General features: G+C 69.8%; 21 protein-coding genes and 1 riboswitch. Of the genes, 8 read left to right on the plus strand and 13 right to left on the minus strand.

Translation table 11 applies throughout. The features are described 5' to 3' along the window. Nucleotides 1–135: 135 nt before the first annotated feature. From parC to FM069_RS14900, 8 genes are all read right to left on the minus strand, one after another. Entirely contained in the window at nt 136–2,397 is a 2,262-nt protein-coding gene (gene parC, locus FM069_RS14865; protein ID WP_143489150.1) for a DNA topoisomerase IV subunit A, read from the minus strand. Nucleotides 2,398–2,449: 52 nt separating this feature from the next. Then, on the minus strand, nt 2,450–2,797 hold the full coding sequence (locus tag FM069_RS14870) for a bleomycin resistance protein (RefSeq protein ID WP_143489151.1): 348 nt from the start codon (nt 2,795–2,797) through the stop codon (nt 2,450–2,452). A 34-nt stretch (nt 2,798–2,831) separates the two neighbouring features. Further along, on the minus strand, nt 2,832–3,815 hold the full coding sequence (locus FM069_RS14875) for an esterase-like activity of phytase family protein (protein ID WP_143489152.1): 984 nt from the start codon (nt 3,813–3,815) through the stop codon (nt 2,832–2,834). Beyond that, entirely contained in the window at nt 3,812–5,701 is a 1,890-nt protein-coding gene (gene parE / locus FM069_RS14880; RefSeq protein WP_143489153.1) for a DNA topoisomerase IV subunit B, read from the minus strand. The genes FM069_RS14875 and parE overlap by 4 nt, the downstream gene beginning before the upstream one ends. A 13-nt stretch (nt 5,702–5,714) precedes the next feature. Then, nucleotides 5,715–6,326, minus strand: coding sequence for a YqiA/YcfP family alpha/beta fold hydrolase (locus tag FM069_RS14885; protein ID WP_143489154.1), 612 nt, complete (start codon nt 6,324–6,326; stop codon nt 5,715–5,717). 57 nt (nt 6,327–6,383) lie between these two features. Then, nucleotides 6,384–7,199 (minus strand): 3',5'-cyclic-AMP phosphodiesterase, encoded by an 816-nt coding sequence (gene cpdA, locus FM069_RS14890; RefSeq protein WP_143489155.1) that lies wholly within the window; start codon nt 7,197–7,199, stop codon nt 6,384–6,386. Nucleotides 7,200–7,317: 118 nt separating this feature from the next. Further along, nucleotides 7,318–7,770 carry a DUF1249 domain-containing protein gene (locus FM069_RS14895; protein ID WP_143489156.1) on the minus strand — a complete coding sequence of 151 codons (453 nt, stop codon included), beginning with the start codon at nt 7,768–7,770 and terminating at the stop codon, nt 7,318–7,320. Next, a complete protein-coding gene (locus FM069_RS14900; RefSeq protein ID WP_143489157.1) occupies nt 7,761–8,378 on the minus strand; it encodes an NUDIX domain-containing protein in 618 nt (205 codons plus the stop codon). Before FM069_RS14900 ends, FM069_RS14895 begins: the two co-directional genes overlap by 10 nt. 205 nt (nt 8,379–8,583) lie before the next feature. Between FM069_RS14900 and FM069_RS14905 the strand changes: the two genes are divergently transcribed. Continuing rightward, nucleotides 8,584–9,339, plus strand: a complete 756-nt coding sequence (locus FM069_RS14905) for an RsiV family protein (RefSeq protein ID WP_143489158.1) — start codon at nt 8,584–8,586, stop codon at nt 9,337–9,339. Between the two features lie 42 nt (nt 9,340–9,381). Here FM069_RS14905 and thiC read toward each other — a convergent pair whose 3' ends face one another. Then, on the minus strand, nt 9,382–11,265 hold the full coding sequence (thiC, locus tag FM069_RS14910) for a phosphomethylpyrimidine synthase ThiC (protein ID WP_143489159.1): 1,884 nt from the start codon (nt 11,263–11,265) through the stop codon (nt 9,382–9,384). Between the two features lie 93 nt (nt 11,266–11,358). Further along, nucleotides 11,359–11,465, minus strand: a riboswitch (TPP riboswitch). 194 nt (nt 11,466–11,659) lie between these two features. On the opposite strand from thiC, the gene FM069_RS14915 reads away from it, so the two are divergent. Then, nucleotides 11,660–13,102: a TolC family outer membrane protein gene (locus FM069_RS14915; protein ID WP_143489160.1), complete on the plus strand. Its 1,443-nt coding sequence runs from the start codon at nt 11,660–11,662 to the stop codon at nt 13,100–13,102. Between the two features lie 51 nt (nt 13,103–13,153). Here the strand turns inward: FM069_RS14915 and FM069_RS14920 are convergent, their stop codons facing one another. Further along, nucleotides 13,154–13,933, minus strand: coding sequence for a class II aldolase/adducin family protein (locus FM069_RS14920; protein WP_143489161.1), 780 nt, complete (start codon nt 13,931–13,933; stop codon nt 13,154–13,156). A 49-nt stretch (nt 13,934–13,982) separates the two neighbouring features. Beyond that, nucleotides 13,983–14,996, minus strand: coding sequence for an ABC transporter substrate-binding protein (locus FM069_RS14925; protein ID WP_233282054.1), 1,014 nt, complete (start codon nt 14,994–14,996; stop codon nt 13,983–13,985). 348 nt (nt 14,997–15,344) lie between these two features. On the opposite strand from FM069_RS14925, the gene FM069_RS14930 reads away from it, so the two are divergent. Genes FM069_RS14930 through FM069_RS14940 form a run of 3 tightly spaced genes read left to right on the plus strand, consistent with a single transcriptional unit; the run spans nt 15,345 to nt 18,350 of the window. Continuing rightward, the gene (locus FM069_RS14930; protein WP_143489163.1) at nt 15,345–15,695 is read left to right on the plus strand and encodes an AraC family ligand binding domain-containing protein; all 351 of its coding nucleotides are present in this window, start codon (nt 15,345–15,347) and stop codon (nt 15,693–15,695) included. 39 nt (nt 15,696–15,734) lie between these two features. Next, a complete protein-coding gene (locus FM069_RS14935) occupies nt 15,735–17,684 on the plus strand; it encodes an oxidoreductase (RefSeq protein WP_143489164.1) in 1,950 nt (649 codons plus the stop codon). A gap of 57 nt (nt 17,685–17,741) precedes the next feature. Beyond that, on the plus strand, nt 17,742–18,350 hold the full coding sequence (locus FM069_RS14940) for a helix-turn-helix domain-containing protein (RefSeq protein ID WP_143489165.1): 609 nt from the start codon (nt 17,742–17,744) through the stop codon (nt 18,348–18,350). Nucleotides 18,351–18,419: 69 nt separating this feature from the next. Here FM069_RS14940 and waaA read toward each other — a convergent pair whose 3' ends face one another. Continuing rightward, a complete protein-coding gene (gene waaA / locus FM069_RS14945; protein WP_143489166.1) occupies nt 18,420–19,691 on the minus strand; it encodes a lipid IV(A) 3-deoxy-D-manno-octulosonic acid transferase in 1,272 nt (423 codons plus the stop codon). Between the two features lie 40 nt (nt 19,692–19,731). Next, nucleotides 19,732–20,616, minus strand: a complete 885-nt coding sequence (locus tag FM069_RS14950) for a LysR family transcriptional regulator (RefSeq protein ID WP_143489167.1) — start codon at nt 20,614–20,616, stop codon at nt 19,732–19,734. Between the two features lie 96 nt (nt 20,617–20,712). Between FM069_RS14950 and FM069_RS14955 the strand changes: the two genes are divergently transcribed. The 3 genes from FM069_RS14955 to FM069_RS14965 all read left to right on the plus strand — a co-directional run bounded on the left by FM069_RS14955 (nt 20,713) and on the right by FM069_RS14965 (nt 23,104). Continuing rightward, complete coding sequence (locus FM069_RS14955) at nt 20,713–21,045, plus strand: DMT family transporter (protein ID WP_143489168.1); 333 nt, start codon at nt 20,713–20,715, stop codon at nt 21,043–21,045. A 77-nt stretch (nt 21,046–21,122) separates the two neighbouring features. After that, nucleotides 21,123–22,298: an NAD(P)/FAD-dependent oxidoreductase gene (locus FM069_RS14960; protein WP_143489169.1), complete on the plus strand. Its 1,176-nt coding sequence runs from the start codon at nt 21,123–21,125 to the stop codon at nt 22,296–22,298. Continuing rightward, nucleotides 22,295–23,104: an aldo/keto reductase gene (locus tag FM069_RS14965; RefSeq protein ID WP_143489170.1), complete on the plus strand. Its 810-nt coding sequence runs from the start codon at nt 22,295–22,297 to the stop codon at nt 23,102–23,104. Before FM069_RS14960 ends, FM069_RS14965 begins: the two co-directional genes overlap by 4 nt. The last annotated feature ends 126 nt before the right edge of the window (nt 23,105–23,230 follow it).

Here is a 23,230-nt window from a genome sequence, read left to right on the forward strand (position 1 = left end):
CCTGACAGGGCACCGGAGCGCGGTCCAGAGGGGTTGCCTATCATCCGCGAATGTCGTCTCCGACTCCAGTCGCGGATGACGGAATAGCACCACAGGGTGTGTCGGCGGATGCCGATACGACGCCCGGGTTACGGCTCACTCGCCGCCCCGTTCCACCTGCAGCCCCTCGACCCGCTGGAAGCCTCGGGGCAGCTTGTTGCCACGCCGCCCGCGCTCGCCCTTGTAGTGCTCCAGGTCCGCCGGACGCAGGGACAGGGTGCGCTTGCCGGCCTGCAGGGTGAGGGTCGCGCCGGCCGGCAGCACCGCCAGGTCGGTGAGGTATTCCTCGCGGCTGGCGACCCGCTCGCCGGGGATGCCGATGATCTTGTTGCCCTTGCCCTTGGCCAGTTGCGGCAGGTCGCGGACCGGGAACACCAGCAGCCGGCCCTCGGTGGTCACCGCCGCCAGCCAGTCGTCGTCGCGGCTGGCCAGGGGCCGCGGGGCGATCACCCGGGCGCCGGCGGGCAGGCTGAGCAGGGTCTTGCCGGCCTTGTTCTTCGCCTGCAGGTCCTCGCCCTTGACCACGAAGCCATAGCCGGCGTCCGAGGCGATGACGTACAGGGCGTCGTCGTCCGGCAGCAGCACGCAGTCGAAGGACACCCCCGGCGGAGGCGTCAGGCGCCCGGTGAGGGGCTCGCCCTGGCCGCGGGCGGAGGGCAGCGAATGGGCGGCCAGGGAATAGCTGCGGCCGCTGGAATCGATGAACACCGCGTACTGGTTCGAGCGCCCCGGGGCGGCCGCCTTGAAGCCGTCGCCGGCCTTGTAGGACAGCCCGACGGCGTCGATGTCGTGGCCCTTGGCACAGCGCACCCAGCCCTTCTCCGAGAGCACCACGGTGACCGGTTCGGTGGGCATCAGCTCGGTTTCCGACAGGGCCTTCGCCTCGCCCCGGGCGACGATGGGCGAGCGGCGGTCGTCGCCGTACTTCTTGGCATCTTCCAGCAGTTCCTTGCGCACCAGCTTCTTCAGCTTGGCCTCGCTGCCCAGCAGCGCCTGCAGGGCGTCGCGCTCCTTGGCCAGCTCGTCCTGCTCGCCACGGATCTTCATTTCTTCCAGGCGGGCCAGCTGGCGCAGGCGGGTGTCGAGGATGTAGTCGGCCTGCAGCTCGCTCAGCTCGAAGCGCTGCATGAGCACCGGCTTGGGCTGGTCCTCGGTGCGGATGATGAGGATGACTTCATCGAGGTTGAGGAAGGCCACCAGCAGGCCTTCCAACAGGTGCAGGCGCCGCTCCACCTTGTCCAGGCGGAACTGCAGGCGCCGGCGCACGGTGCCCACCCGGTACTGCAGCCACTCCACCAGCAACTGCCGCAGGTTCTTCACCTGGGGACGGCCGTCGAGGCCGATGACGTTGGTGTTGACCCGGTAGCTGGACTCCAGGTCGGTGGTGGCGAACAGGTGCTGCATCAGCCCGTCCACGTCGATCCGGTTGGAGCGCGGGATGATGACGATGCGGCAGGGGTTCTCGTGGTCCGACTCGTCCCGCAGGTCCGCCACCATCGGCAGCTTCTTCGCCTGCATCTGCGCGGCGATCTGCTCCAGCACCTTGGCGCCGGAGACCTGGTGCGGCAGGGCGGTGACCACCACGTCGCCGTCCTCGACCCGGTACACGGCGCGCATGCGCACCGAACCGCGGCCGGTCTCGTAGAGTTTCAGCAGGTCGGCCCGGGGCGTGATGATCTCGGCCTCGGTGGGGTAGTCGGGCCCGGGCACGTGTTCGCAGAGCTGCTCCACCGTGGCGTTCGGTTCGTCCAGCAGGCGCACGCAGGCGGTGGCGACTTCCCGCAGATTGTGGGGCGGCACGTCGGTGGCCATGCCCACGGCGATGCCGGTGGTGCCGTTGAGCAGCAGGTTGGGCAGGCGCGCCGGCAACGTTGCCGGCTCGTCCAGGGTGCCATCGAAGTTCGGCACCCAGTCCACCGTGCCCTGGCCCAACTCGCCCAGCAGCACTTCGGAATAACGCGACAGCCGGGCCTCGGTGTAGCGCATGGCGGCGAAGGACTTGGGATCGTCCGGGGCGCCCCAGTTGCCCTGCCCGTCCACCAGGGTGTAGCGGTAGCTGAACGGCTGGGCCATCAGCACCATGGCCTCGTAGCAGGCGGAGTCGCCGTGGGGGTGGTACTTGCCGAGCACGTCGCCGACGGTGCGCGCCGACTTCTTGTGCTTAGAGTCGGCGTCCAGACCCAGTTCGCTCATGGCATAGACGATCCGACGCTGCACCGGCTTGAGGCCGTCGCCGATGTGGGGCAGCGCGCGGTCCATGATCACGTACATGGAGTAGTTGAGGTAGGCCTGCTCGGTGAAGTCGGCGAGGGAGCGCCGTTCCACGCCGTCCAGGCTCAGGTCGAGGGATTCGCTCATCGAGGGGTTCCGCTGCAAAGGGGGTCGGCGACGAGGCCGGGGAAGGCAGGCTTCACGCCGGCTCGCCGAATTTCAGGAGGTTGCCGTGGGGGTCGATGACGTAGAGCTCCTTCATGCCCCAGGCGCGCAGCGCCGGCGGCGCCAGGTCCAGCCCGCGGGACTGGAACTCGCGGTGCAGCGCCTCGCTGTCGGCGCAGCGCACGTAGCAGGAGGTGTTTTCCGCCACATGCCGCTCGGTGCACGCCCAGAAGTGCAGCTCGGCGCCGTCCCGGGCGACGATCAGGCAATCGTCCACCTGCAGGCGCACTTCGAAGCCCAGGCGCTCGGTATAGAAGGCCCGGCTCTCGTCGAGGTCTAGGGACGCCAGCACCGGCACGGTGGCCAGGATCGATCCGCTCATGGTGACAGGTCTCCGCAGGTAATCGGGGAAGGGGTCATGGCGCACTCCAGCCGCCGGCGGGGGCGGCGAAGCGCCAGACGATGGGCCGGTTCTCGCCGTCGCCCCGGCGATGGTTGCCGTTGTCGACGCCGATCCAGGCGCCCTCGTCGTCCAGCCAGAGGGCTTCGGCGCTGCCATAGTCCACGGGGTAGCGACGGGCGTCGGTGAGGGCCTCGGCCGCGTACGACCAGCAGCGCTCCACCGTAGCGTCGGCGGTCTTGCGCCGGCACAGGCGATGCGCCTGGCGCTCCAGGGTGAACAGCTTGCCGGCGTGGAAGGCCAGGTCGGAGAAGTCCCGGGACAGCTCCTTGCCCCCCAGGGCGGCCGGGGCCGGCTCGGTGCCGCCCTCGCTGTACAGTACGCAGCCGCCGGTGCAGCTCCAGGCGGTCTGCTGCTTGTGCAGCACCAGCAGGCCGCGGCGCTCACGCTCGGCGGCCAGCCACAGGCGCTCGCCCTCCGGATCCACGGCGATGCCCTCGAACATGGCGTTGAAGGTCACCAGCATGCCGCTGGCCCGGGCCTGGCGCACCAGGTTCTCCGGCAGCGCCAGCCAGCGCGGGCTACCGCCCGGCGGCAGGTGCAACACCGTGGCGCGGGATTCACTGACCAGGTAGCGGTTGCCCGCGCTGTCGCAGGTCAGGCCTTCGAAGTCCAGCTGGCCGCCGCGGGCCTTGCCGGTGAGCCAGGTGCGCATGCGCTGGCCCCAGGGCAGGCCGCTGTCCGGGGGCGGTTCCACCTGGAAGACCTCGGCCTCGGCACGCATCACCCCGTCCCCGGGGTGCAGCCGGTAGACCCGGTCGTCTTCCCGGTCCGATACGGTCCATAGCGCGTCGCCGCACCAGGCGAGGCCGGAAAGGTTGCCGCCGGGGATGCCGTCCACCACGTATTCGCGGCTCAGTTGCAGTTCCGGCCAGGGCGCGTCCTGGGCCGTGGCCGCCAGCGGCAGCAGCGCCACCAGCAGCGCGGCGATGCGCCTCACGCCAGGACCTCGGCCAGGTTGCCTTTGGATTCCAGCCAGGACTTGCGGTCGCCGGCGCGCTTCTTCGCCAGCAGCATGTCCATCTTCTCCACGGTGCCCTCGGTGTCCTCCAGGGTCAGCCGCACCAGCCGGCGGGTGTTGGGGTCCATGGTGGTTTCCCGCAGCTGCAGCGGGTTCATCTCGCCCAGGCCCTTGAAGCGGGTGACCTGGGGCTTGCCACGCTTCTTCTCCGCCACCAGGCGTTCGAGGATGCCGTCCCGCTCCGCCTCGTCCAGGGCGTAGTGGACCTCCTTGCCCAGGTCGATGCGGTACAACGGCGGCATCGCCACGTAAACGTGGCCGGACTCCACCAGCGGGCGGAAGTGGCGGACGAACAACGCGCACAGCAGGGTGGCGATGTGCAGGCCGTCGGAGTCGGCGTCGGCGAGGATGCAGACCTTGCCGTAGCGCAGCTGGCTGAGGTCGCTGGCGCCCGGGTCCACCCCCACCGCCACGGCGATGTCGTGGACCTCCTGGCTCGCCAGTACCTCGCCGCCATCCACTTCCCAGGTGTTCAGGATCTTCCCGCGCAGGGGCATGATCGCCTGGAATTCCTTGTCACGGGCCTGCTTGGCGCTGCCGCCGGCGGAGTCGCCCTCCACCAGGAACAGCTCGGCGCGCATCGGGTCCTGGCCGGCGCAGTCGGCCAGCTTGCCGGGCAGCGCCGGGCCCTGGGTGATTTTCTTGCGCTCCACCTTCTTGCCGGCCTTGAGGCGCCGCCCGGCGTTGCTGATGGCCAGTTCCGCCAGCTGCAGGCCCCGCTCGGGGTGGGCGTTGAGCCACAGGCTGAAGGCGTCCTTGACCACCCCGGAGACAAACGCCGCCGCCTCCCGGGAGGACAGGCGCTCCTTGGTCTGCCCGGAGAACTGCGCGTCCTGCATCTTCATGGAGAGGACGAAGGCGATACGCTCCCAGACGTCCTCCGGCGCCAGCTTGACCCCGCGGGGCAGCAGGTTGCGGAATTCGCAGAATTCCCGCACCGCGTCCAGCAGGCCCTGGCGCAGGCCGTTGACGTGGGTGCCGCCCTGGGCGGTGGGGATCAGGTTGACATAGCTTTCCTGCACCCCTTCGCCGCCCTCGGGCAGCCACAGCAGGGCCCAGTCCACCGCCTCCTTGCTGCCCGCCAGGCTGCCGACGAAGGGCTCCTCGGGCAGGCGCGGGTACTCGCTCACGGCGTCCGCCAGGTACGAGCGCAAGCCGTCCTCGTAGTGCCACTCCACCCGCTCGCCGCTGGCCTTGTCCTCGAAGCTCACCGCCAGGCCCGGGCACAGCACGGCCTTGGCCTTGAGCACGTGCTTGAGGCGGCTGAGGGAGAACTTCGGCGAATCGAAGTACTTCGGGTCCGGCCAGAAGCGCACGGCAGTGCCGGTGTTGCGCTTGCCCACGCTGCCGGCGATCTCCAGGTCGCTGGCCTTGAAGCCATCGGCGAAGCCCATGCGGTACTCGTTGCCGTCGCGCTTGACCCGCACGTCCACCCGGCTGGACAGGGCATTCACCACGGAGATGCCGACGCCGTGCAGGCCGCCGGAGAACTGGTAGTTCTTGTTGGAGAACTTGCCGCCGGCGTGGAGCTTGGTGAGGATCAGCTCGACCCCGGGGATGCCTTCCTCGGGGTGGATGTCCACCGGCATGCCGCGGCCGTCGTCCAGCACTTCCAGGGAATTGTCCTCGTGGAGGATCACCTGGATCGAGCGGGCATGGCCGGCCAGGGCTTCGTCGACGCTGTTGTCGATGACTTCCTGGGCCAGGTGGTTCGGCCGGGAGGTGTCGGTGTACATGCCCGGGCGCTTGCGCACCGGGTCGAGCCCGGAAAGGACTTCGATGGCATCGGCGTTGTAGGTGGCCATGGGTCTCGGATCGTCAGTCGGTGAATGCGGAGAAATCGAGGTCGCGCCAGGCGTCGGCCGGGATGCCGGCGAATGCCAGCAGCGCCGGCAGCCGGGCGGCGAAGCCCTGGAAGCCGTGGTCGCCACCGGCCTCGATGCGCAGCGCGCAGCCCCGGTAGTAGGCCTCGGCGTGGCGGTAATCGAGGGTCTCGTCGGCGGTCTGCAGCCAGACCTGGTAGCGCGCGGGGTCGGCGGGCGGCGGCACTTCCAGCTCGGCCAGTGCGGCGACATGGTCCTCGGTGAGGGTCCAGGTTTCCCCGGTGTAGAGGTTGCGTTGCGGACCGAGGTAGCCGTCGAAACGGCGATGCGGGGTCACCGCGGGGTTGATCAGCAGCGCCCGCAGCCCGTGGCGCTCGGCCAGGTGGGTGGCATAGTAGCCGCCCAGGGAACTGCCCACCAGCAGCGGCGCGCCCAGGGCGCCGATGGCTTCCTCCAACTGATCCATGGCCTGGCGCGGGTGGTGGTGCAACGCCGGCACGCGCAGGCTGTCCGCGCGCCCCAGCCGGGTCATCAACCGGGTCAGTTGTCGTGCCTTGCGGGATTCGGGCGCACTGTTGAAGCCGTGGATATAAAGAAGGGTCGTCATGGGGACGGAAGGCTACAAGCTGGACGCGGCCACCTGCAAGCCGGCCCGCGGCCGGCCTCAGTAGCCCTTGACGCTGTAGTCGATCTCGAAATCGATGCCGGTCACCCGCGACACCTCGGTCTCCAGGGTGCCGTCGGCGTGCAGGCGCAGCCAGCGGTAGCCGGGGGCTTCCTGGCCCACCTGGAACTGCTCGCTGCCCGGCGCGAACTGCACGCAGGTGGACGGCGAGGCCAGCAGCCGGACACCGTTGCGCTCGCGGTCGAAGGCCTGGTGCACGTGGCCCCAGAGCACCGCGCGTACCCGCGGGAAACGGTCCAGGACGGCGAAGAAGGCATCGGCGTTGCGCAGGCCGATGGGCTCCATCCAGCGACAGCCGATGGACACCGGGTGGTGGTGGAGGCAGATCAGCACATGGCGCTCGCCGGCATCGGCGAGGGCGCGCTCCAGCAGGGCCAGTTGCTCGTCATCGACGTAGCCGGGCACCGCGCCGACGATGGACGAATCCAGCATCACCACGCGCCAGGCGCCCACGTCGGCCACCGGGTCCAGCACGCCGCTGTCGGCGAAAGCCGCGCGCATGGTGGGCATGTCGTCGTGGTTGCCGGGAATCCAGCGGGCCGGCGCCGGAATCGGCGCGGTGAGGTCGCGGAAACGCTGGTAGGACGCCACAGAGCCGTCCTGGGACAGGTCACCGGTGGCGAGGATCAGGTCGATCGTCGGCTGCTCCTGCAGCACGCGCTCGATCACCAGGGTCAGGCTGTCGCAGGTGTCCATGCCCAGCAGACGGCCGTCCGCCTGGGCGAACAGGTGGCTGTCGGACAACTGCACCAGCAGCACGGGGGAATCGGGGGCGTGGGGGGGCGAACTCGGCAACGGGCCGTCTCCTAGTGGCTACGCGGGATTATGGTAGCGCCGTGCGGCAGGGGTAAACCCGCGAAGCGGGGTGCAGATCACAGTTAGCGCGGTCAGTGATCGGCGGGAAGCGCTTTTTCTAAAGGACCGGCGCCAGTTCGTGGCCACAGGCCAGACAATGACTCAGCCACTCGCCGAGGAACAGGTTGAGCTGGCTCTTCTCGTCGGGCTGGTGCATGGCCGCGTTGGGGTAAGGGTAGATGCTGCGAAAACGCCGGGCGTTCTCCGCGCCGGTGACCTCGGCCATGCGCGCGTCGTGATAAACCCGCACCTCCATCTGCGGCGACGGCAGCCACGGCAGGGCGTATTCCTGGCGCACCCGCAGGGTGCTGGTATAGGGGCAGTTCTCCAGCACTTCCAGCACCAGCACCCCCACCAGGCGCTCGCCCTGGCTGAGGGCCACCCGCCGCTCGCTAGCGCCATCGCGCATGGCCGGCAGCAGGCGCAGCAACCGCGCGTAGTTCGACTCGCAGACCGCCTGCAGCCCGGCCAGGTCGACCCGGTAGCGGTCGCGGACCAGGGTCACGACCACAGCCCTCGCACTTCAGCGCGGTTGAGGGCGAGCCATTGCAGCACGATGATGCTGGCGGCATTGTTGATGCGCCCGTCGCGCACCGCGGCCAGGGCGTCCTCCAGCGGCCAGACGTGGACGCGGATGTCCTCGCCCTCCTCCTCCAGGCCGTGCACGCCCCCCACGCCCTGACTGTCGCAACGGCCGACGAACAGGTGCACCAGTTCGTCGGAGCCGCCCGGGGACGGGAAGTAGCGGGTCACCGGCCACAGGGCGGAGAAGGTCAGGCCGGCCTCTTCCTCGGCCTCGCGATGGGCCACCTCCTCAGGTTGCTCGTCCTTGTCGATCAGCCCGGCGACGATCTCCAGCAGCCAGGGGTTGTCGGTCTTGCCCAGGGCGCCGACACGGAACTGCTCGGTGAGCACCACGCAATCGCGCTGGGGATCGTAGGGCAGCACGCACACCGCATCGTGGCGCACGAACAGCTCGCGGGTGATCACCGGGCCCATGGCGCCGGAGAACTGCTGGTGACGAAGGTGCAGGCGGTCCAGGCGATAGAACCCGCGAAAGCAATCCTCGCGCTTGACGATCTCGTAGGCGTCCGGACCGGGGGTAAAGGTGTCGCTCATCCGCTTCTCGCTCGGTAATTCAGGGGTGGAGACTGTATGACGTTCGCGCCATCCTATCGTGCCCTCGTGACCGGCGCAGCCCTCTTTGCAGCGTAGTCGAACCGCGGTCCGGCACGCCCGACCGACGGCGCCGGAGCCGAACTCGACCCGCTGCGGGCAGTCGAACCGGCACGTCTTCCCCTCCAGCCCGGATGCTTTCGCCACCATGCCAGCCCTGCCGATTTCCCGCTCTTTCGTCCCGCTCCTCGCCGCCTGCGGCCTTGGCCTGTTGCTGGCCGGCTGCCAGGGTCTGACCTCCCGCACCGTGCAGCCCGAGCACAAGGCCTGGGAACACCTCAAGCCGGGCTGCACCGGCAGCGAATGCCCGCTGGTGAACATCGACACCCTGCATTTCGACGATGAACCCGGCCTCGATGCGCTGGTGGAGCGGCGCCTGCTGGAGATGACCCGCAACACACCGGATGCCACTGCCCCGCTGCCCAGCTCCCTGCAGGCCTACGAACAGGCCTTCCTGCGGGACGCCGAGCCGCGCTGGAGCAGCTACCTGCAGGCCAAGCTGCGGGAGCAGCGCGACCAGCTGCTGCTGATCGAGCTGTCCAGCTACCTGGACACCGGCGGCGCCCACGGCATGCCGGGCCGCGGCTTCATCACCTACGACCGCAACCGGCACCAGGCCCTGAGCCTGCAGGACATGCTGTTACCGGGTCAGGAAGACGCCTTCTGGCAGGTGGTGGAGCGTTTCCATGGCCGCTGGCTGGCGAAGAACCGCCTGGGCCCGGACTACGCGAAGGACTGGCCGTTCCAGCGCTCGCCCCACGTCGGCCTCGGCCGTGGCGCGGTGCTGGTGAAGTACGACGTGTACAGCATCGCCCCCTACTCCAGCGGCCACCCGGAGCTGGAAATCCCCTACCCGCAGCTCAACGGCATCCTGCGGCCGGAGTACTTCCCCGGCCGCGGCTGACGAACCAGGCAGCGGAAGGGCCCACGGCCCTTCCGCTGCGGTTCAGACCTGCCGGTAGATCACCCCGCCCTCGTCCTTGAAACGCCCGGACTGCTCGGCGAAGCCGGCCTCGATGGCCTTCTGCTCGTCGGTCAGGCCGTTTTCCTTGGCGTAATCGCGCACTTCCTGGGTGATCTTCATGGAGCAGAACTTCGGCCCGCACATGGAGCAGAAGTGAGCGACTTTGGCGGAATCCTTGGGCAGGGTCTCGTCGTGGAAGGCCCGGGCGGTGTCCGGGTCGAGGCCGAGGTTGAACTGGTCCTCCCAGCGGAATTCGAAGCGCGCCTTGGACAGGGCGTTGTCGCGGATCTGCGCGCCCGGGTGACCCTTGGCCAGGTCGGCCGCATGGGCGGCGATCTTGTAGGTGATGATGCCGGTCTTCACGTCATCCTTGTTGGGCAGGCCCAGGTGTTCCTTGGGCGTGACGTAACAGAGCATGGCGCAGCCGAACCAGCCGATCATGGCGGCGCCGATGCCGCTGGTGATGTGGTCGTAGCCGGGGGCGATGTCGGTGGTCAGCGGGCCGAGGGTGTAGAACGGCGCCTCGTCGCAGCACTCCAGTTGCTTGTCCATGTTCTCCTTGATCAGCTGCATCGGCACGTGGCCGGGGCCCTCGATCATGCACTGCACGTCGTGCTTCCAGGCCACCTTGGTCAGCTCGCCGAGGGTCTCCAGCTCACCGAACTGGGCGGCGTCGTTGGCATCGGCGATGGAGCCCGGGCGCAGCCCGTCGCCCAGGGAGAAGGACACGTCGTAGGCCTTCATGATCTCGCAGATGTCGTCGAAGTGGGTGTAGAGGAAGTTCTCCTGGTGATGGGCCAGGCACCACTTGGCCATGATGGAGCCACCCCGGGAAACGATCCCGGTGACCCGCTTGGCGGTGAGCGGCACGTAGCGCAGCAGCACGCCGGCGTGGATGGTGAAGTAGTCCACGCCCTGCTCCGCCTGCTCGATCAGGGTGTCGCGGAACAGCTCCCAGGTCAGGTCCTCGGCCACGCCGTTGACCTTCTCCAGCGCCTGATAGATCGGCACCGTGCCGATGGGCACCGGGCTGTTGCGGATGATCCACTCGCGGGTCTCGTGGATGTGCTTGCCGGTGGACAGGTCCATGACCGTGTCCGAGCCCCAGCGGATGCCCCAGGTCAGCTTGGCCACTTCTTCCTCGATGGAGGAACCCAGGGCCGAGTTGCCGATGTTGCCGTTGATCTTCACCAGGAAGTTGCGGCCGATGATCATCGGCTCCAGCTCCACGTGGTTGATGTTGGCGGGGATGATGGCGCGGCCGCGGGCGACTTCCCTGCGCACGAATTCGGGGGTGATCTCCTTGGGAATGCTGGCGCCGAAGCTCTGCCCGGGGTGCTGCTCCCGGAGCAGGCCGGCCTCGCGGATTTCCGCCAGCTTCATGTTCTCGCGGATGGCGACGAACTCCATCTCCGGGGTGACGATGCCCTTTTTCGCGTAGTGCATCTGGCTGACGTTGTGGCCGGCCCTGGCGCGGCGCGGGTTGCGCACGTGGGCGAAGCGCATGGCCGACAGCTCCGGGTCGCTCAGCCGGCGCTGGCCGAACTCCGAGGACAGGCCCGGCAGGCGCTCGGTGTCGCCGCGGTCCTCGATCCAGGTGGAACGCACGTCCGCCAGGCCCTGGCGCACGTCGATGCGGGCGTCCGGGTCGGTATAGGGGCCGGAGGTGTCGTAGACGGTGACGGGCGGGTTGATCTCGCCGCCGAAAGCGGTGGGGGTCACGTCCAGGCTGATCTCGCGCATCGGCACGCGGATGTCGGGGCGGCTGCCCTCTACATAGATCTTCTGGGAACGGGGGAAGGGCTGGATCGACTGCTGGTCGACCGTGGCGCTTTCGCTGAGATTCTGTTGTTGTCTGGCGCTCATCGCAGGCTCCTCGGGTGGATGTCGGGAGCGAACCAGAACGAAGACGGAAAGGAGGCGCGGGCGCACCGGGTGCGGTGCAGAAGTGATCGCCACAGGCGAGGACATCTTGTTCCCTACGCAGGCCTTAACCTGATCAGGTTCAACGGGATCCGGAACTCTCCGATCTCAGCCTCCGATTCGAGGCACCCCGACAAGAACCCCCGCAGTCTAATCAAGCCCCGGGCAGAAACCAAGCCGATGCGGACCCGCCGGTCGCGGCGGCACCCACGCCATTGTTGCGAGGCGGCAACAGAGCTTATCGCAAACCGGACTGACCGCCGCCGCCGCGCGCCTTGACCCCTCGTGCCGCGCCCCTTAGCCTTGTCCAATTTCATTGAACCCTAGGATCTCCCGCATGTTGCGCAGACTTTCTCTGGCCATCGCCGTGGCCTCCGCCTTCTCGGGCACGCTGCAAGCGGCAGACGTTCCGCTGTCGGCCAGAACCGACCTGGTGACCGTCTATCAGGACGCTGTAAAGAACAACGCCGACCTGGCCGCCGCCCGCGCCGACCTGGAGGCGACGAAGGAACTGGTGCCCCAGGCCCGTTCCGGCCTGCTGCCGCAGATCTCCGGCGGCGCTTCCACCAGCGATACGCGCACCAAGCTGGACGAACCCTCGGTCACCAGCACCCGCAGCGGCATCGTCTACCAGGCGAACCTCAGCCAGCCGATCTTCCGCGCCGACCGCTGGTTCCAGCTCAAGGCTGCCCAGGCCACCAGCGAGCAGGCGTCCCTGCGCTTCTCCGCCACCTCGCAGAACCTGATCCTGCAGACCGCCGAGAGCTACTTCGCGGTGCTCCGCGCCCAGGACAACCTGGCCGCCACCAAGGCCGAGGAAGCCGCCTTCAAGCGCCAGCTGGACCAGTCCAACGAGCGCTTCGACGTGGGCCTGTCCGACAAGACCGACGTGCTGGAGGCCCAGGCCAGCTTCGATAATGCCCGCGCTGCGCGGATCATCGCCGAGCGCAACGTGGAAGACACCTTCCAGGCGCTGACCACCCTGACCAACCGCGACTACAACTCCCTGGAAGGCATCCTCCACACCCTCCCGGTGGTGGTGCCGGCGCCCAACGACGCCAAGGCCTGGGTCGACACCGCGGCGCAGCAGAACCTCAACCTGCAGGCGAGCAACTACGCGGTGGACGCGGCCGAGGAAACCCTGCGCCAGCGCAAGGCCGGCCACGCCCCCACCGTCGACGCGGTGGCCAGCTACCAGAAGGGCGACAACGACGCCCTGGGCTTCAGCAACACCGCCGCCAGCCCGGTGCACTACGGCAGCGACGTGGAGCAGCGCAGCATCGGCCTGCAACTGAATATCCCGATCTACAGCGGCGGGCTGACCAGCTCCCTGGCCCGCGAGGCCTACCAGCGCCTGAACCAGGTGGAACAGCAGCGCGAAGGCCTGCGCCGCTCGGTGGTGCAGGACACCCGCAACTACCACCGCGCGGTGAACACCGACGTGGAGCAGGTCAAGGCGCGCCGCCAGTCGATCATCTCCAACCAGAGCGCGGTGGAAGCCACCGAGATCGGCTACCAGGTCGGCACCCGCAACATCGTCGACGTGCTCGACGCCCAGCGCCAGCTGTACGGCACCGTGCGCGACTACAACAACGCGCGCTACGACTACATCCTCGACAACCTGCGCCTGAAGCAGGCTGCCGGCACCCTCAGCCCGGCCGACCTGGAGGCCCTGGCGACCTTCCTCAAGCCGGACTACAACCCGGACAAGGACTTCCTGCCGCCGGACCTGGCGAAGACCGAGAGCCAGCTCAAGAAAGGCGCCCACACCGAGTACTGAGCCCCACGAAAAAGCCCGGCCGATGCCGGGCTTTTTCGTATCGCGCCGCCGCTAGTCGCGGTACCCCGGCGCTACCCGGTCCAGCAGGCGCAGCAGCGCCTGCCAGGCCAGGTCGAGGCCGTCCGGGTCGGCCAGTTCGTTGTCCGCCAGCGGCCGCTGGGGCGCGTTGAACTGCTGCTCGGTGCGCCGGCAGACCGCGTCCGGCGGAATCACCAGCTCGCCGCCGGCCTGGGCGGCGATCTGGATGTCGCAGGCCTTCTCCAGGTAGTACATGCGCATGAACGCCTGCTGCACGTCGGCCCCCACCGTCAGCAGGCCGTGGTTGCGCAGCACCAGCCCCAGGTGGTCGCCCAGGTCGGCCACCAGCCGCTGCTGCTCGTCGAAGGACAGGGCGATTCCCTCGTAGTCGTGGTAGCCCAGGCGCCCGTAGAACTCCATGGACATCTGGTTCAGCGGCAGCAGCCCGCCGGCCTGGGCCGCCACCGCGCAGCCCGCCCGGGTATGGGTGTGCAGCACGCAGTGGGCATCCGCCCGGGCCGCGTGGATGGCGCTGTGGATGACGAAGCCCGCCGGGTTGACGGTATAGGGCGTGGGTTCCACCGGCCGTCCGGCCAGGTCGATCTTCACCAGGCTGGAGGCGGTGATCTCGTCGAACATCAGGCCGTAGGGGTTGATCAGGAAATGCGCCTCGGGGCCCGGCAGGCGCAGGGAAATGTGGGTGAAGGTCAGGTCGCTCATGCGGAAATGCGCGATCAGCCGGTAGCAGGCGGCCAGGGCTTCCCGCAGCGAGCGTTCATCGGTGGCGGGGGCGGCCCCCGGTGGCGTGGTCATGGCGTGGTCCTCGGGAAAGCGCCCCGGCCTGCGCGGCCGGGGCGAGCGGTCACTGGGCGGCCCAGGCGTTGAAACGTTCTTCCAGTTCCTCGCCGTGGTCGGCCCAGAACTCGTCGTCCATGGCCAGACCCACCGCCAGGTTGTCCGGCGAGGTGGGCACCCACTGGCCCACGTCCTTGGGCAGGCCCGCAGCCGCCTGGGTGTTGGTCGGGCCGTAGGGGATCGCGTGCACGTAGTTCACCTGGGCGTCGGCCTGGTTGGCGAAGGCGATGAAGCGCTTGGCCAGGTCCACGTGCTCGGAGCCCTTGATGATCGCCCAGTAGTCCATGCCGTACAGCGCGCCCGGCCACACCAGCGCCAGGTTGCGCCCGTTGGCGTGGGCATCGGCGATGCGCCCGGTGTAGGCGGTGGTCATCACCACGTCGCCGGACGCCAGCCACTGGGCCGGCTGGGCCCCGGCTTCCCACCACTGGATGGACGGCTTGATCTGGTCCAGTTTGCGGAAGGCGCGGTCCTGGCCTTCGCGGGTCGCCAGCAGTGTGTACACCTCCTCACGCTTCACCCTGTCCGCCAGCAGGGCGAATTCCAGGTTGTACACGGCGCGCTTGCGCAGGCCACGCTTGCCGGGAAAGGCCTTCAGGTCCCAGAAATCGTTCCAGCCGGCCGGCGCCTGCTTCAGCCGGTCGGCGTCGTAGGCGATGGCCACGCCCCAGACCAGGGCGCCGGAGCCGCAGTCCTTGGCCGCGCCGGGAATCAGTTGGTCGTCACCGCCCAAGGCCTTCCAGTCGAGGGGCTCGAACATCCCCAGGTCACAGCTGCGGGCCAGGTCCGGTCCCTCGATCTGCACCACGTCCCAGTCCACGTGGCCGGTGTCCACCATCACCTTGATCCGCGCCATCTCGCCGTTGTACTCGGCCTGGCGCAGGGTCGCGCCACTCTGCTTGGCGAACGGCTGGAAGAAGGCCGTCTCCTGGGCCTTCTGGCCGGCGCCGCCGTAGCCCACCACCACCATGCTCTCGGCGGCGTGGGCGGCCGCGCCCCACAGCCCCAGGGCGAACAGCATCGGTTGCACAGCGTTCTTGTACAGCTTCATCGGGCATACCCCATGTCGTAGGTGACCGTCCGCGCAGCGTCGGGCTGCACGGGCGAGGGACGGGTGCACGGGCACAACGGACAGAGGGATTCGCCGGGCAGGCAGGCGTGCGGAGGATTCCGCCGCGTGGAGGAAAACCGTGGGTAACGGTACATGCGCCTCTCCTCTTGTAATTGTTGTGGAGCACGTCGCGGTCGGCACACCGGAAGCGATGGCCTGGTTTCGAAACTAACCAGTCAATTTTAAAAAAACAAGTTGATTTTTTACTGTCGGTAAATTTCCATGGAATTACTTAGATCCCTCCGTGGAGTTTCCGTCATGAGCGATGTGCGCCACTTTCCCCTGCCCTCCCAAGCCTTCCAACCCTACGCCGGCCAGCCGGCCGAACGGGCGGCCCTCTGCCGCCTGCTGGGCCCCGCGGACAGCCAGACAATGGGCGCCGGCCTCGCCTACTTCGACGGCTGTTCCATCGAGTGGACGGTGCTCTACGACGAACTGATCGTGGTGCTGGAAGGGCGCTTCCGCCTGCGCCTGGCGGACCGGGTGATCGAGGCGGCGCCAGGGGACGTGATCTGGGTGCCGGAGCACACGCCCCTGGCCTACGAGGGCGAGCGGGCGCGGGTGTTCTATGCCCTCTACCCGGTGGACTGGCAAGCGCCCGACGCCTGACGCGACGCCCCTACAAGAACGACAGAACCGGAGCCGCCGATGACCGCCTTCCCCCACCTGTTCAGCCCGCTGCAGATCCGCGGCAGGCGCCTGAAGAACCGCATCATGTCCACCGGGCACGACACCTCGATGCCCACCGACAACCTGGTCAACGACGCCCTGGTGGCCTACCACACCGCCCGGGCCCAGGGCGGCGCCGGGCTGATCGTCATGCAGGTGGCCGGGGTCCACGACAGCGCGCGCTACACCTCCCACGTGCTGATGGCCACCGACGACGCCTGCATCCCCGGCTACCGGCGCATCGCCGAGGCCTGCCATGCGGAAGGCACGGTGCTGCTGTCGCAGATCTTCCACCCGGGGCGGGAGATCATGGAGTCCGCCGACGGCCTGCTGGCGGTGGCCTACTCCGCCTCGGCCTCGCCCAACGAGCGCTTCCGGGTCATGCCGCGGGCCCTGGACCAGGCGCTGATCGACGAGATCGTCGCCGGCTATGCCGCCGCCGCCCGGCGCCTGCACGCCGCCGGGCTGGACGGGGTCGAGGTGGTGGCCAGCCACGGCTACCTGCCGGCTCAGTTCCTCAACCCGCGGGTGAACCGCCGCGAGGACGGCTACAACGGCGATTTGGAGGCGCGCCTGCGCTTCACCCGCGAAGTGCTGGCCGCAGTGCGCGCGGCCACCGGCGAGGACTTCATCGTCGGCCTGCGCATCTCCGCCGACGAGCGCGACCCGGAGGGCCTGAGCGAGGACGAATCGCTGCAGGCGGTGCTGGCGCTGCAGGGCGAGCTGGACTACGTGCACCTGGTGGCCGGCACCTCGGCATCCCTCGGCGGCGCCATCCACATCGTCCCGCCCATGGCCATCGAGGCCGCCTACCTGGCGAACGAGGCCGCCACCTTCAAGGCGCGCCTGGCCATCCCGCTGTTCGTCACCGGGCGCATCAACCAGCCCCAGGAGGCCGAGCAGATCCTCGCCCGCGGCCAAGCGGACGTGTGCGGCATGACCCGGGCACTGATCTGCGACCCGCAGATGCCCAATAAGGCCGGCAGCGGCCGCCACGACGACGTGCGCGCCTGCATCGCCTGCAACCAGGCGTGCATCGGCCACTTCCACCGCGGCTACCCGATTTCCTGTATCCAGCACCCGGAGACCGGCCGCGAGCTGACCTACGCCACGCCGAATCCCACCCCGGTCCGCCGCCGCGTGCTGGTGGTGGGCGGCGGCCCGGCGGGGATGAAGGCCGCCGCGGTGGCCGCCCAACGCGGCCACGCGGTGACCCTCTGCGAGGCCACCGGGCAACTGGGCGGCCAGGTCAACCTGGCGCAGTTGCTGCCACGCCGCGCGGAATTCGGCGGCGCATCCACCAACCTGCAGCGGGAACTGCAGCTGGCCGGCGTCGAGGTACGCCGCAACACCCGGGTCGACCGCGCCCTGGTGGAGCGGGAGCGCCCGGACGTGGTGATCGTCGCCACCGGCGCCCTGCCCTACTGGCCGCCCTTCGAACAGGCCGGCGAGCTGCAGGTGGTGGACGCCTGGCAGGTGCTGCGCGGCGAGGTGAAGCTCGGCCGCTCGGTGCTGGTCACCGACTGGCGCGCCGACTGGATCGCCCCGGGCATCGCCGAACGCCTGGTGCGGGAGGGCCACCGGGTGCACCTGGCGGTGAATGGTACCCACGCCGGCGAAAGCCTGCCGCTCTACGTGCGCGACCACCTGGCCGGCGAGCTGCATCGCCTGGGGGTGGCGATCACCTCCTATGCGCGGCTCTATGGCTGCGACGACAGCACCGTCTACCTGCAGCACACCGCCAGCGGCGAGCCGATGCTGGTGGAGGACATCGACACCCTGGTGCTGTGCCAGGGCCACCGGCCCCTGGACGAACTGGCCGACACCCTGGCGGGGCTGGCGGAGGTCTACCGGATCGGCGACTGCCTGGCGCCGCGCACCGCGGAGGAAGCCATCTACGAAGGGCTCAAGGTAGGCTGGCGGATCTGAGCCGGGCCGCGGCGGTTTGGTTAGAATGCCCCCGACCGACCGCCAGGACACCGCCGCATGAGCCGCAAAGCCCCGCAGGACGCCACCGCCCCGGATGCCGTGCCCGCCGCCGAGACGCATTTCCTCGGCACTCGCATCCGCGGCCTGCGCAAGCGCCGCGGCATGACCCTCAGCACCCTGGCCGAGCAGAGCGGCCTCACCGCCGGCTACCTCAGCCAGCTGGAGCGCAACCTCGCCTACCCGTCGATCCCCGCGCTGTTCAACGTCGCCCGCAGCCTGGGCGTGACCATCCAGTGGTTCTTCGCCAGCGAGGCGGCGGCGGACCCGGCGGACGCCGGCTACGTGGTGCGGCGCAGCAGCCGCCGCAGTGTGCACTACGAGGACGGCATCATCGACGAGCTGCTCAGCCCGCAGCCGACCCGCCAGCTGGAAATCCTCCACTCGCGCTTCCCGCCCGGCACCTACAGCCAGCAGAGCTACAGCCACGAGGGCGAGGAAGCCGGCTACCTGCTCAGCGGGGTGTTCGAGCTGTGGGTCGGCGAGCGGCATTTCCAGCTGAAGGAAGGCGACAGCTTCGCCTTCTCCAGCCAGGAGCCCCACCGCTACGGCAACCCGGGCGACACCGACGCGCTGGTGCTCTGGGTGATCACCCCGCCGACCTTCTGAAGCGCGGCCCGACCGCCTCGTCGCCCCACGGGGCGACCGTCCCGGCCGTGTGCCGGGTGCGGAACGCGACTACCCCTCGATCAACCGGCCCAGCCCGTCCAGCAGGCGCTGCAGCGCCCCCTGATTGGCCCGCAGCACCCCGAGGCCGGCCTCGGCCATGCGCCGGGCCTGCGCCGGATCGCGCCAGCTACGCGCTAGGGCGTCCGCCAGCGCGTCGGCATCGGCCACCGTGCCCAGGGCGCCGGCGCCGCGCAGGTGCTCGGCGATCTCCAGGAAGTTGAACAGGTGCGGCCCGGCCAGCACCGGCTTGCCCAGGGCCGCCGGCTCCAGCAGGTTGTGCCCGCCGTTCGGCACCAGGCTGCCGCCGACGAACGCCACGTCCGCCAGGGCGTAGAGAAACAGCAACTCGCCCATGGTGTCCCCCAGCAGCACCGCGGTATCCGCGCCCACCGCCTCGTCCTGGCTGCGGCGCACCGTGGCGAAGCCGGCCCGCCGGCACAGCTCGTGGACCCCGGCGAAACGCTCCGGGTGGCGCGGCACCAGGATCAGCAGGGCGTCGGGCAGCTGGGCGCGCAGGCGGCGATGGGCGTCCAGCACCACCTCGTCCTCGCCGGCGTGGGTGCTGGCGGCGATCCACACCGGCCGCGCCGTGGCGCCCCAGGCTTCGCGCAGGGCGGCGGCCCGGGCCGTCAGCGCCGGGTCGATACGCAGGTCGTACTTGATCGAGCCGGTCACCTGCACGCAGCCGGGCCGGGCGCCGAGGCGGCGGAAACGCTCGGCCTCCACTTCGGTCTGCGCCGCGATCAGGTTGAGTTCCGCCAGCATCGGCGCGGTCAGCCGGGCGAAACGCCCGTAGCCGCGGGCGGAGCGCTCGGACAGCCGCGCGTTGGCCAGCACCAGCGGCACGCCCCGGCGGGCGCACTGGTGGATGTGGTTGGGCCACAGCTCGGTTTCCATGATCACCGCCAGCCGCGGGCGCAGCCGGCGCAGGAAGCGCGCCGAGGCCCAGGGCAGGTCATAGGGCAGGTAGCAGTGGCCGACGCTGTCGCCGAACAGGGCGCGGATACGCTCGGAGCCGGTGGGGGTCATGCAAGTAACGGTGATCGGCAACCGCGGGTAGCGTTCGCGCAGGGCACGGATCATCGGCGCCGCGGCGATGCTCTCGCCCACCGACACCGCGTGCACCCAGATGCCGTCCGGTTCCAGGGGCGGCAGGCCGATGGCGAAGCGCTCGCCGAGGCGGCGCGCGTAGGCAGGTGCCTTCCAGGCGCGCCAGGCCAGGCGCAGCGCGATGAGGGGCAGGGCGAGGTGCAGCAGCAGGGTGTAGAGGGTCCGGTTCATGGCGCGCAGGGTAGCAAAAACGCCGGCCGGCGGCCGCCGTTCAGCCGAACGCCGCCAGGCGCGTGGCGAAGCACTCCGCCAGCCAGCGCGCCGCCGGGCCCAGGGGCTCGTCGCGACGCCAGACCAGCTCCACCACCAGCGGCGGCGGGGTCCAGTCGCTCCGCAGCTCCACCAGGGAAGGCCGGTAGGTGGGGTACTGCACCACGTGCACCGGCAGCCAGGCCCAGCCCAGGTTGCGCAGCACCAGCTCGGCCATGGCGTAGAAGCTGTCACCGCGCCAGACCTGGGGACCGACCTGCTCGCCGCCCGGGTAGCCGCTCTGGGGCGGCGTGACCAGCAGTTGGCGATGCCGCGCCAGTTCGCGACGGTCCACCACCGTCCGCGCCGCCAGAGGGTGGCCGGCGCCACAGACGGTGACCATGGCGATGCTGCCCAAGGCACGCCGCTCCAGTTCCGCCGGCATGTGCTCGTGGCGGAACAGCAGGCCCAGGTCGGCCTGCCGCGCCAATAGCCGGCGCGCCACGTCGCCCTGGGCGCCGCTGGCCAGGCGCATTTCCAGGGCCGGGAAGGCCTGGGCCAGGGCTTCCAGGCTGTCCAGCACCGGCGGGTAGGGCATCGCCTCGTCCTGGGCCAGGCGCAGCAGGACTTCCTCGCCCTGGCGCAGGCCGAGGGCACGGGCATCCAGGCGCTGGGCCTGGCGCACCACCTCCCGGGCTTCCTCCAGCAACGCCTGGCCGGCCTCGGTGAGGCGCGGCGGGCGACCGCTGCTGCGCTCGAACAGCGGCAGGCCCAGGTCCGCCTCCAGCAGGGCGATGGCGGTGCTCACCGCCGACTGTGCCCGTTGCAGCCGCCGCGCGGCCGCCGAGAACGACGCACCCTCGGCCACTTCGACGAACAGCCGCAACTGATCCAGGTTCCAGCGCATGGCCCACCCATCTGCGATGACGATAGGTAACGACTTTATCCCATCGCCCGCCCCGGTAGAATCGGCGCCCTTTCCGCTCGACTCACGAGGTGTCGCATGAACGGTTATCTGTACCTGGCCATCGCCATCGGTGCCGAAGTGGTGGCCACCACCTCCATGAAGGCGGTGCAGGGCCTGCAGAAGCCGCTGCCCCTGGCCCTGGTGATCGGCGGCTACGCCATCGCCTTCTGGATGCTCACCCTGGTGGTGCGGACCATCCCGGTGGGCATCGCCTATGCCATCTGGGCCGGCCTCGGCATCGTCCTGGTGAGCATCGCCGCCTACCTGATCTATGGGCAGAAACTGGACCTGCCAGCGGTGCTGGGGATGGGCCTGATCGTCGCCGGCGTGGCGGTGATCCGGCTGTTCTCCGCCAGCACCGGCCACTGAGCGCGGCGCCTGGCCGCGGCCGACCGCGGCAGGTGCGAGTTATACTGCGGGCCCCTTGCTTTTCACGAGTGCGGCCCATGCTCCCTCCCCTCTCCACCGACATCCTCATCGTCGGCGGCGGCATCGCCGGCCTCTGGCTGAACGCGCGCCTGCAGCGCGCCGGCTACTCCACCGTGCTGGTGGAACGCGCCGGCCTCGGCGGCGGACAGAGCCTGAAGTCCCAGGGCATCATCCACGGCGGCACCAAGTACGCCCTCCACGGCACCCTCACCGGCTCCTCGGAAGCCATCGCCGACATGCCCCAGCGCTGGCGCGACGCCCTCGCCGGCCAGGGCGACCTGGACCTGCGCGGCGTACGGGTGCTGTCCGAGGCCCACTACCTGTGGTCGCCGGGCAGCCTGGCGGGCAACCTGGTGAGCTTCTTCGCCAGCAAGGCCATGCGCGGCCGGGTCGACGCGGTGAAGGGCGACGACCTGCCGCCGGCCCTGCGCGATCCGCACTTCAAGGGCAAGGTCTATCGCCTGGCGGAACTGGTGCTGGACGTGCCCAGCCTGATCGGTCGACTCGCCGACCTGGCCGGCGACAGCCTGCTGGCCGGCGAGCGGATCGAGCCCCTGCGGGAGCGGGACGCGCTGGTGGGCCTGCGGGTGGACGAGCGTGAAATCCGCGCCCAGCGCATCGTGCTCGGCGCCGGCGCCGGCACCGCCGCCCTGCTGGAGGCCCTTGGTCTGCACCAGCCGGCCCAGCAGCTGCGCCCGCTGCACATGGTCCTGGCCAAGGGGCCGGCGCTGAAACCGCTCTACGCCCATTGCCTGGGCGCCGGGCCGAAACCGCGGATCACCGTCACCAGCCACCCGGCCGCCGACGGCCAGTGGGTCTGGTACCTGGGGGGCGACATCGCCGAAGCAGACGGCGTGGCCCGGGACGAAGCGGCGCAGATCGCCGCCGCGCGGCGCGAGGTGGAGGACCTGCTGCCCTGGATCGACCAGGCCCAGACCCGCTGGGCGACCCTGCGGGTGGACCGCGCCGAACCGGCCCAGGGCAGCCTGGTGCGCCCGGACAACGCCTTCCTCGCCGACCAGGGCCGCCTGCTGGCGGGCTGGCCCACCAAGCTGGCCCTGGCGCCGGATTTCGCCGACCGGGTATTCGCCGCCCTCGAACGCGACGGCGTGCGCCCGGCGGCCCCGCCGGTGCCGGCCGGCCTGCCGCGTCCGCCCCTGGCACGCCCGGTGTGGGAGGAGAAACTGCCATGATCAAGACCCTGCACGAGCTGCACCGGCCCCTGGGGGACAGCGGCCTGACCGTTTCGCCCCTGGGCCTGGGCACGGTCAAACTGGGCCGCGACCAGGGGGTGAAATACCCCGCTGGCTTCACCATCCCCGACGATTTCAGCGCCCGGCAGTTGCTGCACCAAGCCCGGGAACTGGGCATCAACCTGCTGGACACCGCGCCCGCCTACGGCGTCAGCGAGGAACGCCTGGGCCCACTGCTGCAGGGCCAGCGCGACGCCTGGGTGATCGTCAGCAAGGTGGGCGAGGAGTTCGAGGCCGGGCAATCGCGCTTCGACTTCACCCCGGAGCATGCGCGCCGCTCGGTAGAACGCAGCCTGACCCGGCTGCGCACCGATCGCATCGACCTGCTGCTGGTGCATTCCGACGGCAGCGACCGGGCGATCCTCGAGGACAGCGGCCTCTACGAGGCCCTGGCCGAACTCAAGCAGGCCGGCAAGATCCGCGCCTTCGGCCTGTCCGGCAAGACCGTGGAGGGCGGGCTGCTGGCCCTGCAGCGCGGTGACTGCGCCATGGTCACCTACAACCTGGCCGAACAGGACGAGAAGCCGGTGCTGGACTACGCCGCCGCGCACGGCAAGGGCATCCTGGTCAAGAAGGCCCTGGCCAGCGGCCACGCCTGCCTGGGGCACGGCATCGACCCGGTGCGCGCCAGCTTCGAGCTGGTGTTCGGCCACCCCGGCGTCACCAGTGCCATCGTCGGCACCATCGACCCGCTGCACCTGGCTCACAACGTCGCCACCGCCGCCGCGGTGATCCGCGGCCACTGAGGCCGGCCCGGGCGGCCGCCCGTCCGGGACCGGGGACGGCGCGGCCGCACCGGTTGCTCCCTGACACATTCACCTGCTATGACTCGCCGACGGGCGCTCGCCGTGCCCGTCGCCGTCCATGACAGG

The organism is Pseudomonas mangiferae, from assembly GCF_007109405.1.
Classification (GTDB): domain Bacteria; phylum Pseudomonadota; class Gammaproteobacteria; order Pseudomonadales; family Pseudomonadaceae; genus Pseudomonas_T; species Pseudomonas_T mangiferae.

Excerpts from the sequence above, each read along its gene's own strand:
- FM069_RS14950 (WP_143489167.1), bottom strand. The coding sequence starts at position 20,616 with ATGCGCTGGAACCTGGATCAGTTGCGGCTGTTCGTCGAAGTGGCCGAG.
- FM069_RS14935 (WP_143489164.1), top strand. The coding sequence starts at position 15,735 with ATGACCGCCTTCCCCCACCTGTTCAGCCCGCTGCAGATCCGCGGCAGG.
- FM069_RS14900 (WP_143489157.1), bottom strand. The coding sequence starts at position 8,378 with ATGAGCGACACCTTTACCCCCGGTCCGGACGCCTACGAGATCGTCAAG.
- FM069_RS14940 (WP_143489165.1), top strand. The coding sequence starts at position 17,742 with ATGAGCCGCAAAGCCCCGCAGGACGCCACCGCCCCGGATGCCGTGCCC.
- FM069_RS14915 (WP_143489160.1), top strand. The coding sequence starts at position 11,660 with ATGTTGCGCAGACTTTCTCTGGCCATCGCCGTGGCCTCCGCCTTCTCG.
- waaA (WP_143489166.1), bottom strand. The coding sequence starts at position 19,691 with ATGAACCGGACCCTCTACACCCTGCTGCTGCACCTCGCCCTGCCCCTC.
- FM069_RS14870 (WP_143489151.1), bottom strand. The coding sequence starts at position 2,797 with ATGAGCGGATCGATCCTGGCCACCGTGCCGGTGCTGGCGTCCCTAGAC.
- FM069_RS14920 (WP_143489161.1), bottom strand. The coding sequence starts at position 13,933 with ATGACCACGCCACCGGGGGCCGCCCCCGCCACCGATGAACGCTCGCTG.
- FM069_RS14960 (WP_143489169.1), top strand. The coding sequence starts at position 21,123 with ATGCTCCCTCCCCTCTCCACCGACATCCTCATCGTCGGCGGCGGCATC.
- FM069_RS14965 (WP_143489170.1), top strand. The coding sequence starts at position 22,295 with ATGATCAAGACCCTGCACGAGCTGCACCGGCCCCTGGGGGACAGCGGC.
- FM069_RS14955 (WP_143489168.1), top strand. The coding sequence starts at position 20,713 with ATGAACGGTTATCTGTACCTGGCCATCGCCATCGGTGCCGAAGTGGTG.
- FM069_RS14885 (WP_143489154.1), bottom strand. The coding sequence starts at position 6,326 with ATGACGACCCTTCTTTATATCCACGGCTTCAACAGTGCGCCCGAATCC.
- FM069_RS14925 (WP_233282054.1), bottom strand. The coding sequence starts at position 14,996 with ATGCTGTTCGCCCTGGGGCTGTGGGGCGCGGCCGCCCACGCCGCCGAG.
- parC (WP_143489150.1), bottom strand. The coding sequence starts at position 2,397 with ATGAGCGAATCCCTCGACCTGAGCCTGGACGGCGTGGAACGGCGCTCC.
- parE (WP_143489153.1), bottom strand. The coding sequence starts at position 5,701 with ATGGCCACCTACAACGCCGATGCCATCGAAGTCCTTTCCGGGCTCGAC.
- FM069_RS14930 (WP_143489163.1), top strand. The coding sequence starts at position 15,345 with ATGAGCGATGTGCGCCACTTTCCCCTGCCCTCCCAAGCCTTCCAACCC.
- thiC (WP_143489159.1), bottom strand. The coding sequence starts at position 11,265 with ATGAGCGCCAGACAACAACAGAATCTCAGCGAAAGCGCCACGGTCGAC.
- FM069_RS14905 (WP_143489158.1), top strand. The coding sequence starts at position 8,584 with ATGCCAGCCCTGCCGATTTCCCGCTCTTTCGTCCCGCTCCTCGCCGCC.